Raw genomic sequence first — 16881 nt, forward strand, 5'->3', positions numbered from 1 at the left:
GGGTGCCCACCCGGGCACACGACGAGGAGGGGCCAGGACGCACGACGTGCGACCTGGCCCCTCCTGCGCTCGACGAGCCTGTCGGCTCGCAGCCTCGGCTAGCTCAGCAGCTCGCGCATCCCCGCGTCGAGGTCGGCGACGGCCGCCTCGGCGGCGACGCGGCGGTCGCGAGCGTCGCCCTCGGTGCTGGAGGCGTCGATGTAGACCTTCAGCTTGGGCTCGGTGCCGCTGGGGCGCACGATGACCCGTGACCCGTCGGTGAACCAGTAGCGCAGCACGTCGCCGGCGGGGAACCCGCCGAAGCCGTCGCGGAAGTCGTCGACACGGTCGACGCGGTGCGTGCCCACGGTCGCGGGAGGCGCCTCCCGCAGTCGGCTCGTCAGCCGCCCGATCTCGGCGAGGTCGTCGACCCGCAGCGAGATCTGCGAGGAGGCGTACGCGCCGAAGCGCTCGTCGAAGGCGACGAGGTGCTCCGCGACGGTCGAACCGGCGGCGCTGAGCTCGGCCGCCAGCGCGAGGAAGTCGACGGCGGCGGAGATGCCGTCCTTGTCGCGGACCTTCTCGGGGTCGACGAGGTAGCCGAGGGCCTCCTCGTAGCCGTACAGCAGCCCGCCCACGCGGGAGACCCACTTGAAGCCGGTGAGGGTGTCGACGTAGTCCAGGTCGTAGCGGCGTGCGACCTCACGGAGGGCCGGCGACGAGACGATGCTCGCGGCGAGGGTGCCGTCGACGTCGTCCCGCCGGGCGCGCTCTGCGGCGCGCCAGCCGAGCAGCGCACCGACCTCGTTGCCCGAGAGACGGCGCCAGCCGTCGGCCGTCGGCACGGCGACGGCGAGCCGGTCGGCGTCGGGGTCGTTGGCGATCACCAGGTCGGCCTCGACGCGGTCGGCGGTGGCGAAGGCGAGGTCGAGTGCGCCCGGCTCCTCGGGGTTGGGGAACGCCACGGTCGGGAAGTCGGGGTCGGGCGCGGACTGCTCGGCGACGGGGATCGGCTCGACGAAGCCCGCCTGGGCGAAGACCCGACGGGCGACCTCCCACCCGACGCCGTGCATCGCCGTGTAGACGACGCGGGGCTGCGTGCCGGAGGCGGCGGTGCCGGCGAGCGCCGCCGTGCGGCGGACGTACTCGCCCACGAGGTCGTCGCCGGCCTCGGTCCAGTCGTCCGACCGGGGCAGCTCGCTCACGGGGCGGGTGGCCGCGTCGTCGATGTGGGCCGCGATCTCGGCATCGATCGGCGCGACGATCTGCGACCCCGCGTCGACCCCGCCCAGGTACACCTTGTAGCCGTTGTCCCGTGCGGGGTTGTGGCTCGCCGTCACCATGACGCCGGCGCTGACGTCGAGGTGGCGGACCGCGAAGGCCAGCACGGGCGTGGGCAGGGCGCGGGGGAGGATCGTCGTGCGGACGCCGGCCGCAGCCATGATCTCGGCCGTGTCCCGGGCGAAGACCGCGCTGTTCTTGCGCCCGTCGTAGCCGATCACGATCGAGGGGGCGCTCTCGCGACCGGTGAGGAACGCCGCGAACCCGGCCGCGGCCTGCGCGACGAGCACGCGGTTCATCCGTGCCGAGCCGGCTCCGAGAGCACCACGGAGCCCGGCGGTGCCGAAGGCGAGGCGCGAGTCGAAGCGGTCGCGCAGGTCGGCCAGGGCGGCGGCGTCGCCGGCCTCGACCGCCGCGAGTACGGCGTCGAGCTCGTCGCGCGTCTCGGCGTCCGGGTCCTGGTCACGCCACGAGCGGGCGGCGGCGACCAGGGCGACCTCGTCGACCCGTGCCGCGTGGTCGGTCACAGGGCCGCCACGATGCGAGCCAACAGCTGGCTGATGGCGGCCTCGGCGTCCTTGCCTGCCTGGAGCACCTCCTGGTGGCTCAGCGGCGTCTTCTGGATGCCGGCGGCGAGGTTCGTGATGAGCGACATGCCGAGCACCTCCATGCCGGCCTCGCGGGCGGCGATGGCCTCGAGAGCGGTGGACATGCCCACGATGTGGCCGCCCATGGCCTTCGCCATCTGGACCTCGGCGGGCGTCTCGTAGTGCGGCCCGCGGAACTGCGTGTAGACGCCCTCGTCGAGGGTCGGGTCGATGCCCTTGGCGAGCTCGCGCAGACGCGCCGAGTAGAGGTCGGTGAGGTCGATGAAGGTGGCGCCCTCGAGGGGGCTGTCCGCCGTGAGGTTGATGTGGTCGCTGATCAGGACGGGACTGCCGGGCGTCCACGTCTCCTTGATGCCGCCGGCGCCGTTCGTGAGGATCATCGTCCGGGCGCCCGTGGCGGCGGCGGTCCGGACGCTGTGCACGACGCGGCGGACGCCGTGGCCCTCGTAGTAGTGCTTGCGGGCGCCGATGACGAGGGCGTTCTTCCCGCTCGGCAGCGCGATGCTGCGGATCGAGCCCGTGTGGCCGACGACCGCCGAGGCGCTGAAGCCCGTGATCTCGGTCGCCGGGATCTCAGCGGTGGTCTCGCCGATCAGGTCGGCGGCCTTGGCCCAGCCGCTGCCCAGGGTGAGGGCGACGTCGTGGTGGGCTACGCCGGTCGCCTCGGCGATCTGGGCGGCGGCGGTGCGGGCGACCTCGAAGGGGTCGGCGGCACCGTCGAGGGGGTGCGTGGGTGTCTCGGACATGCCGTCCACCCTAGTTCCCGCGCCCCGGCTCGCCCCTTTGCCTCCCCCTCCTCGTTCAGGAAGTCTCTGCCTGAGCCGTGCGGTGGGGGGAGCCGTGTTCCTGACTCGTGCACTGTTCAGGAAGTCGGGACCGTCAGGTCCTGCATGCTGTGCGTCCAGCGGGCCCGGCATGGTCACTACGCGAGGCTCGACGCAGCCACGGACGCAGTCGCCGCCGTTCGTCTCGGCGGGCGCCTCGCGGGTCCGTCCGCCGCTTCCGTGCACGGGCTCTGGGCGGGGTACGACCGTCGACTGCACGTCTCCGTCCCCCGCCACGCGTCGCGCCTCAGGGACGCGCGCCGGGCAGCACCGGGGGGAGGAGGAGCGCCCAGGTCGGCCGACGACTCGGTGGTGGTCCACTGGACCGACACCGAGCCCCTCGACCTGGGCGAGCCGTGCTGGCTGTCGCCGGTCGTCGTCTGCCTCCGCCAGATGGTCGCGTGGTGCGACGAGATGACGGCGGTCGCGTGCGTCGACACGGCCCTGCAGGCCTCTCTCGTCGGTCTCGACGACCTCACGGCAGGTCTGGAGGGCCACGGTCCTCGAGCGCGTGCCGTGCTCCGGAGGTGCCGTCCGGGGTCGGACTCGGGAGTCGAGTCGATCGTGCGGCAGGCCCTCGCTGTGAGAGGTGTGGAGGTCGAGCAACAGGTCGTGGTGACGTCGGTCGGGCCGAGCGACATGCGCCTGCGAGGTCGTCGTGGTCAGGCGCTCCGCGCGCTGGTGGAACTGGACGGCTTCGCTTTCCACTCGCGGCGGGACGCGTTCGACCGGGACCGGAGGAAGGACGCGGAGTCCGCATCGGCCGGCTACACGACCCTGCGGTTCAGCGCCGACCAGGTCGAACGTGATCTCGGGGAGGTCAGTGACACGGTCGTCCGCGTTCGCGACGCGCACGATGCAGGAAAGGACGAGCCGAAGTTCCTGAGCCGTGCACAGTTCAGGACGATCTGACCCCTCATTGCGAGGATCAGGACGGATCTTCCTGAATGAAAGAGGAGGAGGGGGAAGGGGGCGAGCGCGGGCTAGTCGATGCTGAGGAGGACGTGGCCCGACGAGACAGTCTCGCCGACGGCGGCCGAGATGCCCGAGACGACCCCGTCGCGGTGGGCCGCGACCGGCTGCTCCATCTTCATGGCCTCGAGCACGAGCACGAGGTCGCCCTTGACGACCTGCTGGCCCTCCTCGACGGCGAGCTTGACGACCGTCGCCTGCATGGGCGACTTCACCTCGGCGCCCGTGGCGGTGACCACGGCGCCGCGACCGGAGCCGCGGCGGCGGGGGCAGCCGCAGGAGGCGCGGTGCGCGCGCCGAGACCGGCGGGCAACGAGACCTCGACGCGCTTGCCGCCGACCTCGACCACGACGGTGGTGCGCTGGTCGTCGGGGCGGGGAGCCTCGGCCTCGCCGCTCCACGCGGGGATGTCGTTGACGAAGTCGGTCTCGATCCACCGGGTGTAGATCGAGAACGGCTCGCCGCCTTCGGGGGCGAACGCCGGGTCGCGGACGATCGCGCGGTGGAAGGGCAACACGGTGGGCAGGCCGGCGACCTCGAACTCGTCGAGGGCACGCCGCGAGCGCTCGAGGGCGTCCTCGCGCGACGAGCCGGTGACGATCAGCTTGGCGAGCAGCGAGTCGAACGAGCCGCTGATCTCGTCGCCGGCCTGGACGCCGCTGTCGACGCGGACGCCGGGGCCGCCCGGCGCCTTGAAGACGTGCACGGGGCCGGGGGCGGGCATGAAGCCCCGGCCCGCGTCCTCGCCGTTGATGCGGAACTCGAACGAGTGGCCGCGGGGCTCGGGGTCGCCGTACTCGAGCACGCCGCCCTCGGCGAGGCGGAACTGCTCGCGGACGAGGTCGATGCCCGTGATCTCCTCGGAGACGGGGTGCTCGACCTGGAGGCGGGTGTTGACCTCGAGGAACGACACCGTGCCGTCCTTGCCGATCAGGAACTCGCAGGTGCCCGCGCCGACGTAGCCGACCTCGCGGAGGATCGCCTTGGACGACTCGTAGAGCGCGGTGGTCTGCGCCTCGGTCAGGAACGGGGCGGGCGCCTCCTCGACGAGCTTCTGGTGACGGCGCTGCAGCGAGCAGTCGCGCGTCGACACGACGACGACGTTGCCGTGCGCGTCGGCGAGGCACTGGGTCTCGACGTGGCGGGGCTGGTCGAGGTACTTCTCGACGAAGCACTCGCCGCGGCCGAAGGCGGCGACGGCCTCGCGGACGGCCGAGTCGAACATCTCGGGCACCTCGTCGCGGGTGCGGGCGACCTTGAGGCCGCGTCCGCCGCCGCCGAAGGCCGCCTTGATGGCGACGGGCAGGCCGTGCTGGTCGACGAAGTCGAGCACCTCGTCGGCGCCCGAGACGGGGTTGAGGGTGCCGGGTGCGAGCGGTGCGCCGACGCGCTCGGCGATGTGCCGGGCGCTGACCTTGTCGCCGAGCTGCTCGATCGCCTCGGGGGAGGGGCCGATCCAGACGAGCCCCGCGGCGGTCACGGCGCGCGCGAAGTCGGCGTTCTCGGCGAGGAACCCGTAGCCGGGGTGCACGGCGTCGGCCCCCGAGCGGCGGGCGACCGAGAGGATCTTGTCGATGACGAGGTAGGTCTCGGCGCTCGTCGTGCCGCCGAGCGCGTAGGCCTCGTCGGCGAGGCGGGCGTGCTGCGCGTCCCTGTCCTGGTCGGCGTAGACGGCGACGCTGCCGATCCCGCTGTCGCGCGCTGCGCGGACGACCCGGACCGCGATCTCTCCACGGTTGGCGATGAGGACCTTGCTGATGGACGGCATAGTTCCCCACCCTATTGCGCCACCCGCAGCCTCCTTTGGCTGACGTGCACGAAAACACGCAGGAGGCGCGTGAGGATTGCTACAACGCGCCGGAGGTCGGTGTCGTCCACAGCTCGTGCCACGACACCCCGAAGCCACGAACCAGCGAGCGCAGCACCGGCACCGACAGGCCGACGACGGCGCTCGGCGTGCCCTCGATGTGGGTGATGAACGCGGAGGCGCGGCCGTCGATGGTGAAGGCGCCCGCGACCTCGAGCGGCTCGCCGGTCTCGACGTAGGCGGCGAGCTCCTCCGGCTCCAGGTCGTCGGCGAAGACCAGGTCGGCGCTCGCGACGGCGCCCGCGCCGCCCGACGGGAACGCCGCGTCGGCGCGGGGCGAGCCCCCGCGGTGGTCGATCAGCCAGTGCCCCGACCAGAGGGTTCCCCGGCCGACCTCGGCCATGCGTCGCCAGCGATCGAGGGCGAGGGCGGGCTCGTGGGGCTTGCCGTGCACCTCGCCGTCGAACTCGAATGCGCTGTCGCCCCCGAGGACGAGACCGTCGAGGGGGTGCCCGTCGACGGTCACGTCGAGGACGGCCTCCGCCTTCGCCCTGGCCAGGAGCGAGACGGTCTCGGAGGCGGTGAGGGCTCGGCCCGTCGCCTCCTCGGCCCGCGCGACCGCCGCCTCCTCGTCGACGCCCGGGCTGATCAGCACCGGCTCGACGCCTGCGGCCCGCAGGAGCGCGAGGCGTGCGGGGGAGGTGCTGGCCAGGTAGAGGGGAACGGTCATGTCCGCCAGCCTGGCAGACTCGGAGCATGGGAGACATGCTGGGCCGCGAGGTCGAACTGGACGTGACCGGGATCGCACACGGGGGCATCTCGGTGGCGCGCCTCGACGGGCGGGTCGTCTTCGTGTCGGACACGCTGCCGGGCGAGAAGGTCCTCGCGCGCGTCGCCGACGACCGCAAGAAGTCGTTCTGGCGGGCCGAGACGGTCTCGGTCGTCGAGGCCAGCCCGCACCGGCGCGAGCACGTCTGGTCCGCGGCGTCCGTCGACCGCGCTCCGGAGGACCGCGCCGGCGGCGCCGAGTTCGGGCACATCGAGCTGGGCCACCAGCGCGAGCTCAAGTCGCAGGTGGTCCGTGACGCCCTCACGCGGACCGGCGGGCTCCCCGACGAGCAGGCGACCGTCGCCGTCGAGGCGCTCCCTGGCGACGACGAGCGCGGAGGGACGGGCTGGCGCACGCGGGTGCGCCTGCACCTCGACGCCGAGGGCCGCCCCGGGCAGTACGCCGCCCGGTCGCACCGCGTCGTGCGGGTCGCCGACCTGCCCCTCGCGACCCCCGAGGTCGCCGAGGCCGCTCCGCTCGCCGACGCGTTCCCCGGCGAGGAGCACGTCGACGTGCTGGCGCCGAGCACGGGAGGCGCCCGCCTGATCATCGGCGGCCAGGCGCCCAGCACGGTCACCGAGGTCGTCGGCGACCGCACGTTCCAGCTCGACGACGGCGGCTTCTGGCAGGTGCACCGCCACGCCGCCGCGACGCTGACCGCCGCCGTCCAGCAGATGGTCGACCCCGAGCGCTTCGAGCCCGGGGCGGCCAACCTCGACCTCTACGGCGGCGTGGGGCTCCTCGCGGCCGCCGTGGGCGACGCGTTCGGCAGCCGCGTCCGCATCACGAGCGTCGAGAGCGACGAGCGCGCGACCGAGCACGCGTCCGAGAACCTGGCCGACTGGCTCGGCGCCTCGGCCGTCACCGGCCGGGTCGACCGGTGGGTGCGCCAGGCCGCCGCCCAGGCGACCTCGGCCGAGCGGGACCGCTTCCGCTCCGCGACGGTCGTCCTCGACCCGCCGCGCTCGGGGGCCGGTCGACCCGTGGTCGACGGCATCGCGGAGCTCGCCCCGGCGCAGGTCGTCTACGTCGCCTGCGACCCCGTCGCCCTCGCCCGTGACCTCGCGCTCTTCCGCGACCACGGGTACGACGTCGACGCGATCAGGGCCTTCGACCTGTTCCCCAGCACGCACCACGTCGAGACGGTGGTCCGGCTGCTCCGTCGGTGACTCCCCGTCACGTTACGATGACGACGTTGACGACCCGGAATTCAGGGACCGGGTCGCACGCGAACGAAGGACCATCGTGACCGACACCTCGACGGACGCTCCGGCGTCGACGACCCCCGCCCCCGTCCGCGTCGCCATCGTGGACGACCACGAGTCGGTGAGGCTGGGCATCCAGGCGGCCTGCCAGGCCGAGGGCTTCGACGTCGTGCTGACCGCGGCCGGCGTGCAGGAGCTGGTGGAGTCGCTGGCGGGCCGCGAGGTCGACGTCGTCGTCCTCGACCTCTCGCTCGGCGACGGCTCGACGGTCACCGAGAACGTGAAGCGCGTCCAGGCGACCGGCTCCGCCGTGCTCGTGCACAGCATCGCCGACCGGGTGGCGAGCGTCCGCGAGGCGCTCGCCGCGGGCGCGGCCGGCGTCATCCCCAAGTCCTCCGCGACGAAGACGGTGATGGCCGCCGTCGCGACCGTCGCCCGCGGAGACGTGCTCAACAACCTCGAGTGGGCCAGCGCGATCGACGCCGACCGCGACTTCGCCAAGGCCCAGCTCGGCCGGCGCGAGCGCGAGATCCTGCACCTCTACGCCTCGGGCCTGCCCCTCAAGCTCGCCGCCCAGCAGCTCGGCATCGGCTACTCGACCGCTCGGGAGTACCTCGACCGCATCCGCGTCAAGTACGTCGAGGTGGGGCGTCCGGCGCCCACGAAGGTCGACCTGCTCCGGCGTGCCGTCGAGGACGGCATCCTGCCGGGACTCGACGCGGACGGCGATGGCCGCTGAGCCCCTGCCGGCGCTGACGCCGCCGACGACGCGCTCGGCGCGGAACCCGATCAGCCGTGCCCTGTTCGACAAGGTGCTCGGCCGGGTCATCGCCCTCGCCGGGCTCATCTTCGGCCTGCAGGCGCTGCCGACGACGATGGTGCAGATCGAGGTCATGCAGGTGGCGTGGGCCTGGCTCATCGGGCTGGGGATGCTCGGCGCCATCGTGGCCGTCGGCGTCGCGAGCGTCGTGGTGCGCGGAGTCGAGACGACCTGCGCCATCCTCGCGGTGTCCTACCTCGTGGCGATCGTCACGTGGCCCCTGGCGGTCGTCGACCCCGACCAGGTCCTCGCCGGCGTGCCGTGGCTCTGGTACCTCTGCACCGTCGCCACCGCGGCGGCCGCCTACGCCTTCTCCGCGTGGATCGCGATCGGCTACTCGGTCGTGGTCCCGCTCGTCTACGGCGCGATCCGGCTGACCCCGTCGGGAGGCGGCGAGTCGCTGGCGCGCGCCGCCCTCGACTCGACCTACGCGATCCTGCTCGGCGGGGCCGTGCTCGTGCTCGTGCTCATCCTGCGCCAGGCGAGCGCGGCCGTGGACGCCGCCCAGGCCACGGCCGTCGCCCGGTACTCGGGGGCGATCCGCGAGCACGCCACCGAGCTCGAGCGCGTGCAGGTCGACGCCATCGTGCACGACAGCGTGCTGACCACCTTCATCCAGGCCGCCCGGGCGTACACGCCGGCGGAGCAGGTGCTCGCCACGACCATGGCCCGCAACGCGATGGCCCACCTCACCTCGGCCGCCGCGACGACGCCCTTCGACGAGTCGACGACGACCCTCGGCGTCCTCCGCCGGCGCTTGTCCGACGCGGTGGACGCGACCGGCGTCGCCGTCGAGCTCCGCGTCGACGACACGGACGACCGGGTGCTGCCGACCACCGCCGTGGAGGCCATCGTCAGCGCCGCGGCCCAGGCGCTCGTCAACAGCTCCCAGCACGCAGGTCCCGGCCCGGTCCGGCGTTGGGTCGCCCTCGAGCGCACCGGAGACGCCGGCGTGCTCGTCGAGGTCGGCGACGACGGGGCGGGCTTCGACCCGGGTGCCGTGCCCGTGGAGCGCCTCGGAGTCCGGGTGTCGATCATCGAGCGCGTCGCCAACGCGGGCGGCCGGGCCTGCATCGACTCCCGGCCGGGTGCCGGCACGGTCGTCCGCGTGATGTGGCCCGCGGCCCTCGTCGTCGGCCCGTCGAGGGGAGACGCGTCGTGAGGATCACCGTCCCCCGGTGGCTCATCGTCTCGCTGGCGGCGGTCTTCTCCGGTTACCACCTGGTGCTCGGGGCGGTCTCGCTCGGCCAGGTCGCCGATCCCGTCCCGGTCGTCGCCTGCATGGTCGCGTACGCGGTCGTCACGGCCGTCGTGCTCTGGCCCAGCCGCCAACCGGTGCTTCCCGTGTGGGCGGCGGCCTTCGCCCTCGCCGTGAGCATCGTGGTGCCGCTCGTCGTGACGAGCGTCCTGGACCCCGGGGCCGAGAACGGCTACGCGACCTGGTACGTCGCCGCCGTGGGCACGCTCATGGTGATCGTCTCGACGCGTCGTCGCCAGGGCTTCGCGTGGCTCGGCGTGGGCTTCATGGCCGTGCAGGGGGTCGCGTGGGCCGGGGTGTCCCAGATCGCCGACCTCGGCATCGTCGGCAGCGTCAGCTGGGTCGCCTTCTCGCACGCCATCTCGTCCACGCTGACCCGGGCCGGTCGCGAGACGCGGGAGTTCATCCTGGCCGAGCACGAGGCCGCGGACTGGCAGGCAGCACAGGAGGCGCACGTCAACGAGCGTCAGTACCGCCTCCTGCAGACGGGCCGCACGGCCCGGCCCATGCTGCAGGCGATCGTCTCCCAGTCGGGCGACCTGTCGCCCGAGCAGCGGCAGGAGAGCCTCCATCTCGAGGGCGCCATCCGGGACGAGATCCGCGGGAGGCGCCTCCTCGACGACGAGGTCCGTCGCGAGGTCATGGCGGCGCGACGCCGGGGGGCCGAGGTCAGCCTGCTCGACGAGGGCGGCATCGACGACGTCCCCGACGACGAACTGCGGCGCATCCACGAGGCCCTCGCCGCGGCGCTGCACGGCTCGGAGGCCGACAAGCTCATCATCCGGACGGTCGCGGGCGGCGACCACGCCGTCAGCGTCGTCGGTCTCGGGTCGCCGGACCTCAGCTCGAGCGCTCTCGGGCGGGGGGTGTCCGCGGAGGCCGACGAGGACGACGACGACGACGAGGTCCTGCTCTGGCTGCAGATACCGCGCCGAGCCGGGGTCTCTGCGGACCAGGCACCGGTCGACGACCTCGAGGACCTCGACGAGGACAGCCGCGTCGTCCGCTAGGGACGAGGGCCGACGGTGGGGGCGTGCGCCGCCGCAGCGGAGGAGGCCGGCGGCGGGGACCGGGCAGGAACGGGCAACGGGCCCGAGGACGGGAAAGAGGGCCAGACACCCGTCTGGCCCTCATGGGAGATATCCCGGTCCAGAGCGACAACCCGAATGTCGCCCTGATCCGCCCCCGACCGAGAACTCGCTTACCCTAGTCAGCTCCCGATCGGTGGTGCGACTCAAGGAGAGGCACCTAGCAAGAACGAGTATGTCGCCCCCCGCCACGAGCGCAAAGTCGTCATTTAGGGGGACAACACGGGGGTGAGCGACTCGTCTACCCCCGTTCGGGTGCCGTATCTCTGGGCCTCGGGGCACGCCGGTGGCGATGGCGGGGTACGAGGTCGGGGTACGCGCGCGGGCGCGGCCGGGCTCAGGCCGAGAAGCTGCGCCAGCGACCGGGGCCGCGGTCGACGGGGCGACGGAGACGAGCCGTCCGGGAGGACCAGCCGGACGGCGACGAGGAGACGTCCCGAGGGGCCGCCCTCGCCGTCTCGGCCGCCTCCGCCTCGAGGGCCGTCAGGACGGCCGTGACGGCGGCGAGCTCCTCCGGTGACGGTGAGCCTCCGACGACGCGCAGGAGCGGCCCCTCGGCCTCGTGCGCGTCGGTGGTGTCGTCGGCGGCGTGGCGGCCGCTCACAGGGGGATGTTCCCGTGCTTCTTGGGCGGCAGGTCGGCACGCTTCGTGCGGAGGGCCCGGAGCGCCTTGACGACGGCGACGCGGGTCGCCGCCGGCTCGATCACACCGTCGAGCTCGCCGCGCTCGGCAGCGAGGAAGGGGCTGGCGACGTTGTAGGTGTACTCGCTGGCGAGCCTCGCCCGGACTGCGGCGACGTCCTCCCCGGCGGCCTCCGCGGCCTTGATCTCGTTGCGGTACAGGATGTTGACGGCGCCCTGTCCGCCCATGACGGCGATCTCGGCGGTCGGCCAGGCCAGGTTGATGTCGGCGCCCAGCTGCTTGGACCCCATCACGATGTACGCGCCGCCGTAGGCCTTGCGGGTGATCACGGTCACGAGGGGCACGGTCGCCTCGGCGTAGGCGTAGAGCAGCTTCGCGCCGCGGCGGATGACGCCCGTCCACTCCTGGTCGGTGCCGGGCAGGTAGCCGGGCACGTCGACCAAGGTGAGGATCGGGATGCCGAACGCGTCGCAGAAGCGCACGAACCGGCTCGCCTTCTCGCCCGCCTCGATGTTCAGGGTGCCGGCCATGGCCGACGGCTGGTTGGCGATGACGCCCACCGACCGGCCCTCGACCCGACCGAACCCGATGACGATGTTCGGCGCGAAGAGCGGCTGGACCTCGAGGAACTCGCCGTCGTCGACGACGTGCTCGATGACGGTCATCACGTCGTACGGCTGGTTGGGGCTGTCCGGGATCAGCGTGTTGAGCTGGCGGTCGTCGTCCGTCGTCTCGAGCTCGACGGCCGTCTCGAAGACGTGCGGCTCCGACAGGTTGTTGTCGGGCAGGTACGACAGCAGCGACCGCGCGTAGTCGAGCGCGTCGTCCTCGTCGCTCGCGAGGTAGTGCGAGACGCCGCTGACCTTGTTGTGGGTCAGGGCTCCGCCGAGCTCCTCGAAGCCGACGTCCTCGCCGGTGACGGTCTTGATGACGTCGGGGCCGGTCACGAACATGTGGCTGGTCTTGTCGACCATGATGACGAAGTCGGTGAGCGCGGGGGAGTACACCGCGCCTCCCGCCGCCGGGCCCATGATGAGCGAGATCTGGGGGACGACGCCGGAGGCGCGGGTGTTCAGCCGGAAGATCTCGCCGTACTTGCCGAGCGCGACCACCCCCTCCTGGATCCGGGCCCCGCCGGAGTCGAGGATGCCGATGATCGGCACGCCCGTCTTGAGGGCGAGCTCCATGACCTTGATGATCTTCTCGCCGGCGACCTCGCCGAGCGAGCCGCCGAAGATCGTGAAGTCCTGCGAGTAGACGGCGACCTGGCGGCCGTGCACCGTGCCCGTCCCCGTGACGACCGCGTCGCCGTAGGGGCGCTTCGACTCCATGCCGAACGCGTGGGTGCGGTGGCGCACGAACTCGTCGAGCTCGACGAACGAGCCCGGGTCGAGAAGGCCGTCGATGCGCTCACGGGCGGTCATCTTGCCCTTGGCGTGCTGCTTCGCGATCGCGGCCTCGCCGCTGGCCGTCACGGCCTCGTGATAGCGGGCCTTGAGGTCGGCGAGCTTGCCCGCCGTCGTGCGGAGATCGGGCTGCGAGGCGTCGTCGCGGGGCGCGGAGTCGGAAGTCACACCGGCCACTCTACCGAGGGCGTCCGCGGCCGCCGTTGGAGGTTCCCTCGCGTGCGACGTGCCTCGGATGGTGGAAGTCGTCAACGCCTAGGCTGGCGGCGTGACCGACCCCACGAGCGCCTCCTTCCCCCTGAGCGCGGCCCACAGCCCGCGGCTGGTGCACGTGGCCGAGACCGGGTCGACGAACGCGGACCTGCTGGCCGACGCGTCGGCCCCGCACCTGGCGGTGCTCGCCACGACGTCCCAGACCGCCGGGCGCGGGCGTCTCGGCCGCACCTGGACCGCGCCTCCGGGCCGCACGCTCGCCGTGAGCGTCCTCGTGGAGCGCCGGGGGCTGCCCGTCGAGTCCCTGGGCTGGGTGCCCCTCGCCGCGGGCGTCGCGATGCGCGCCTCCCTCGCGGCCGTCGTCCGGACGGGCGAGGTCGGCCTGAAGTGGCCGAACGACGTCCAGGTGGACGGCCTCAAGGTGTGCGGGATCCTCGCCCAGGCGCGCGACGACGCGTCGGCCGTCGTGGTCGGCGCAGGCGTCAACCTCTCGCTGACCCGGGACGAGCTGCCGACGACGGTGTCCACCTCGTTGTCGCTGCACGGGGCCGAGGGGACGACGGAGGCGCTGGCAGACCAGGTCCTGTCGGCGTGGCTCGCCGACGTCGTCGCGCTCGTCGACGTGCTCGCGTCCGCGGGGGGCGACGCCCAGGCGAGCGGGCTGCGTGCCCGAGTGCTCGCCGACTGCACCACGCTCGGCCGCCGGGTGCGCGTCGAGCTGCCCTCGGGCGAGGTCCTGACCGGCACGGCGTCGTCGATCGACCACGAGGGTCGTCTGGTCGTCGAGCCGCCGACCGGGGGCGCCGTCGCCGTGTCCTCCGGCGACGTCACCCACCTGCGGTATGAATGACCCCGTGAGCACGGCCGAGCAACAGCCCCGAGAAGAGGTCGTCGCGCGCCTGCACCCGCACTCCCGGGCGTTGTTCTGGCCGTCGGTGGCCCTCGTCGCGGTGTGCGCCGCAGGCGGCTACTTCAGCAGCTGGTTCGAGCTCGAGTGGCAGAACTGGATCGTGCGTGCGGCTGCCGTGCTCTTGGCGGTGCTGCTGTGGCTCGTGCCCCTCCTCGTCTGGCTCGGTCGCCGCTACGTCATCACGACGAGGCGCATCGTCCTGCGACGCGGATTCGTCGTCCGGTCGCGTCAGGAGCTCCTGCACAGCCGCGGCTACGACCTCACCGTGCGCAAGAACGCCGTGCAGAGCCTCTTCCGCAGCGGGGACGTGCTCGTGAACACGGGGCTCGACCGCCCGGTCGTGCTCTGGGACGTGCCGGGGGCCGACCTGGTGCAGGCGACCCTGCACGACCTGATGGAGGCGGACGCGACCCTCGTCGCGCAGCGCCGCCGACTCGACCAGTCGACCCCGGGCGCGTGGCCGCGCCCGGCGGAGTAGGAGCGACGTCCCCATGCAGATATCCGTCATCGGTTGTGGCTACCTCGGTGCCGTGCACGCGGCGTGCATGGCCGAGCTGGGGCACGAGGTGGTCGGCGTCGACGTCGACGGCGCCCGGGTCGCCCGGCTCTCCGCCGGCGACGCGCCCTTCTTCGAGCCCGGCCTCCCCGAGGTGCTCGCGCGCGCGGTCGCGAGCGGTCGGCTCCGCTTCACCACCGACATGTCCGAGGTCGCCGACGCGAGCGTGCACTTCGTCGCGGTGGGCACGCCGCAGGCCCAGGGCAGCCAGGCGGCGGACATGACCTACGTCGACGCCGCCGTCGACGCCCTCGTGCCCTGGCTGTCCGAGGGGGCGCTGGTCGTGGGCAAGTCGACCGTCCCGGTCGGCACGGCCGCCCGCCTGGCCGAGAAGGTGCGCGCGGGAGCGTCCGGCGCCGACCTCGCCTGGAACCCCGAGTTCCTCCGCGAGGGCTTCGCCGTGAAGGACACGCTGACGCCCGATCGCTTCGTGTACGGGGTCCCCGCGGGGCCGGCCGGCGAGCTCGCCGCAGCCCGGCTCGACGCGGTCTACGCCACCGCCCTCGCGGCAGGGACCCCCCGGATCGTCACCGACTACGCCACGTCCGAGCTCGTCAAGGTGTCGGCCAACGCCTTCCTCGCGACCAAGATCTCCTTCATCAACGCGATGGCCGAGATCGCCGAGGCGACGGGCGCCGACGTGACGCAGCTCGCCGACGCCATCGGGCACGACGCCCGCATCGGGAGAAGGTTCCTCAACGCCGGGCTCGGCTTCGGCGGCGGCTGCCTCCCGAAGGACATCCGGGCGTTCCAGGCCCGCGCCGACGAGCTCGGGCTCGAGTCGCTGGCGTTCCTCGCCGACGTCGACGCGGTCAACCTCCGCAGACGTGCGAAGGTCGTCGAGCTCGCGGCGGAGCTCGTCGGAGACGTGGACGGCGCTCGCGTCGCGGTGCTCGGCGTCGCGTTCAAGCCCGACAGCGACGACGTCCGCGACTCGCCCGCGCTCGACGTGGCCCGAGCGCTGCACGCCCGCGGTGCAGCCGTGCGCGTCTACGACCCCGAGGCGAACTCGACGGCCGCCCGTCTCGCGCCCGAGCTCGAGTACGCGGCCGACGCGGACGCGGCCCTCCGCGACGCCGACGTCGTCCTCGTGCTCACGGAGTGGGCCGAGTTCCGCCAGCTCGACCCGTCCCGCGTGGGCGACCTCGTGGCTGCTCGGCGCATCGTCGACGCGCGCAACGTGCTCGACCTCGCGGCGTGGCGTGCGGAGGGCTTCGAGGCGCGCGGGCTCGGGCGCCCCTGACCCGGCCGGTCGTCCGGATCGACCAAGATGGTGTCCGAGCCGGTCCCGCAGCGAGTCCGGCGCCGCCTGCCCGACGTGCACCACGAGGAGACGACATGACCTACCGGATCGGCGTCATCGGAGGCGGCCAGCTCGCCCGCATGATGGTCCCGCCCGCCGTCCACCTGGGGATCGAGATCTCGGTGCTGGCCGAGACCGAGGGCAGCTCGGCTCGGCTGGCTGCCACGCAGGTGGGGGACTACCACGACGCGGAGACGGTGCTGGGGTTCGCGAAGGACGTCCACGCCGTGACCTTCGACCACGAGCACGTCCCTCAGGACGTGCTGCGGGCCCTGGTCGACGCCGGCGTCGAGGTCCACCCGAGTCCCGAGGCGCTCTTCGTGGCCCAGGACAAGATCGTCATGCGCGAGCGCCTCACGGCGCTCGGACTGCCGGTCCCCGCGTGGGCGGCCGTCCGTGGTCGCGACGACCTGGCGGCGTTCCTCGCCGAGCACGGCGGGCGCGCGGTCGTGAAGACGCCGCGCGGCGGCTACGACGGCAAGGGCGTCCGGGTCGTGCGCTCGGCCGACGACGCGGACGACTGGTTCGCGTCGCTGGACGCGGCGGGCGCCTCCGACGCCCTGCTCGTGGAGGAGCTCGTCGAGTTCCGGCGGGAGCTCGCCCAGCTGGTCGCTCGTCGGCCCTCCGGCGAGATCGCCGCGTGGCCCCTCGTCGAGACGGTGCAGCGCGACGGCGTGTGCGCCGAGGTCACGGCCCCTGCCCCCGACGCCGACGACGCCCTGGCGGACGAGGCGCGGCGGATCGCCACCGTCGTCGCCGAGGAGGTCGGCGTCACGGGCGTCCTGGCGGTCGAGCTCTTCGAGACGGCCGACGGCCGCCTCCTGGTCAACGAGCTCGCGATGCGACCGCACAACACCGGGCACTGGAGCATCGACGGCGCCGTCACCGGCCAGTTCGAGCAGCACCTCCGGGCCGTGCTCGACCTGCCCCTCGGGGACACGACCCCGCACCGTGCCTGGAGCGTCATGGTCAACGTGCTCGGCGGCCCTGCGCAGGGCACGATGGCCGACCGGCTCCCCGCCCTGATGGCGGACCAGCCGGGGGCGAAAGTGCACGACTACGGCAAAGAGCCCCGGCCCGGCCGCAAGGTCGGACACGTCACGACCACGGGGCCGGACCTCGAGGACGCCCGGGGGAGGGCGCGCGCCGCTGTCCGTTTCTTCGAGGACTGACGGCTAT

General features: G+C 73.1%; 14 protein-coding genes and 1 pseudogene. 9 read left to right on the forward strand and 6 right to left on the reverse strand.

The annotated features are described in order from the left end of the window. Positions 1-98: 98 nt before the first annotated feature. A complete protein-coding gene (locus tag ACZZ97_RS03580; protein WP_463472299.1) occupies positions 99-1787 on the reverse strand; it encodes a phospho-sugar mutase in 1689 nt (562 codons plus the stop codon). Continuing rightward, positions 1784-2614, reverse strand: a complete 831-nt coding sequence (locus ACZZ97_RS03585) for a purine-nucleoside phosphorylase (protein WP_463472300.1) — start codon at positions 2612-2614, stop codon at positions 1784-1786. Before ACZZ97_RS03585 ends, ACZZ97_RS03580 begins: the two co-directional genes overlap by 4 nt. Positions 2615-3304: 690 nt before the next feature. On the opposite strand from ACZZ97_RS03585, the gene ACZZ97_RS03590 reads away from it, so the two are divergent. Beyond that, a complete protein-coding gene (locus tag ACZZ97_RS03590) occupies positions 3305-3604 on the forward strand; it encodes a DUF559 domain-containing protein (protein WP_463472301.1) in 300 nt (99 codons plus the stop codon). A gap of 71 nt (positions 3605-3675) precedes the next feature. Here ACZZ97_RS03590 and ACZZ97_RS03595 read toward each other — a convergent pair. Beyond that, a pseudogene (locus ACZZ97_RS03595) lies at positions 3676-5432 on the reverse strand (acetyl/propionyl/methylcrotonyl-CoA carboxylase subunit alpha). Between the two features lie 79 nt (positions 5433-5511). Further along, a complete protein-coding gene (locus tag ACZZ97_RS03600) occupies positions 5512-6201 on the reverse strand; it encodes a Maf family protein (protein WP_314100555.1) in 690 nt (229 codons plus the stop codon). A 26-nt stretch (positions 6202-6227) separates the two neighbouring features. Between ACZZ97_RS03600 and ACZZ97_RS03605 the strand changes: the two genes are divergently transcribed. From ACZZ97_RS03605 to ACZZ97_RS03620, 4 genes are all read left to right on the forward strand, one after another. Then, a complete protein-coding gene (locus tag ACZZ97_RS03605; protein WP_314100554.1) occupies positions 6228-7469 on the forward strand; it encodes a class I SAM-dependent RNA methyltransferase in 1242 nt (413 codons plus the stop codon). 76 nt (positions 7470-7545) lie between these two features. Next, on the forward strand, positions 7546-8244 hold the full coding sequence (locus ACZZ97_RS03610; RefSeq protein WP_223269329.1) for a response regulator transcription factor: 699 nt from the start codon (positions 7546-7548) through the stop codon (positions 8242-8244). Next, complete coding sequence (locus ACZZ97_RS03615) at positions 8234-9487, forward strand: sensor histidine kinase (protein ID WP_463472302.1); 1254 nt, start codon at positions 8234-8236, stop codon at positions 9485-9487. The genes ACZZ97_RS03610 and ACZZ97_RS03615 overlap by 11 nt, the downstream gene beginning before the upstream one ends. Beyond that, the gene (locus tag ACZZ97_RS03620; protein ID WP_463472303.1) at positions 9484-10593 is read left to right on the forward strand and encodes a hypothetical protein; all 1110 of its coding nucleotides are present in this window, start codon (positions 9484-9486) and stop codon (positions 10591-10593) included. The genes ACZZ97_RS03615 and ACZZ97_RS03620 overlap by 4 nt, the downstream gene beginning before the upstream one ends. Before the next feature lie 415 nt (positions 10594-11008). On the opposite strand, the gene ACZZ97_RS03625 is transcribed toward ACZZ97_RS03620, so the two are convergent. Together ACZZ97_RS03625 and ACZZ97_RS03630 are read right to left on the reverse strand one after the other, a co-directional pair. Then, positions 11009-11275, reverse strand: coding sequence for an acyl-CoA carboxylase subunit epsilon (locus ACZZ97_RS03625; protein ID WP_463472304.1), 267 nt, complete (start codon positions 11273-11275; stop codon positions 11009-11011). After that, the gene (locus ACZZ97_RS03630; RefSeq protein WP_314100550.1) at positions 11272-12888 is read right to left on the reverse strand and encodes an acyl-CoA carboxylase subunit beta; all 1617 of its coding nucleotides are present in this window, start codon (positions 12886-12888) and stop codon (positions 11272-11274) included. The genes ACZZ97_RS03625 and ACZZ97_RS03630 overlap by 4 nt, the downstream gene beginning before the upstream one ends. Before the next feature lie 100 nt (positions 12889-12988). Here ACZZ97_RS03630 and ACZZ97_RS03635 point away from each other — a divergent pair, with 100 nt between their 5' ends. The 4 genes from ACZZ97_RS03635 (at position 12989) to ACZZ97_RS03650 (ending at position 16874) form a co-directional block, all read left to right on the forward strand. After that, a complete protein-coding gene (locus tag ACZZ97_RS03635) occupies positions 12989-13783 on the forward strand; it encodes a biotin--[acetyl-CoA-carboxylase] ligase (protein WP_463472305.1) in 795 nt (264 codons plus the stop codon). Positions 13784-13787: 4 nt separating this feature from the next. Then, entirely contained in the window at positions 13788-14321 is a 534-nt protein-coding gene (locus tag ACZZ97_RS03640; RefSeq protein ID WP_314100548.1) for a PH domain-containing protein, read from the forward strand. Between the two features lie 13 nt (positions 14322-14334). Continuing rightward, positions 14335-15642 carry a UDP-glucose dehydrogenase family protein gene (locus tag ACZZ97_RS03645; protein ID WP_314100547.1) on the forward strand — a complete coding sequence of 436 codons (1308 nt, stop codon included), beginning with the start codon at positions 14335-14337 and terminating at the stop codon, positions 15640-15642. Between the two features lie 95 nt (positions 15643-15737). After that, entirely contained in the window at positions 15738-16874 is a 1137-nt protein-coding gene (locus ACZZ97_RS03650) for a 5-(carboxyamino)imidazole ribonucleotide synthase (protein WP_463472306.1), read from the forward strand. The last annotated feature ends 7 nt before the right edge of the window (positions 16875-16881 follow it).

Source organism: Frigoribacterium sp. AC512, from assembly GCF_979258295.1.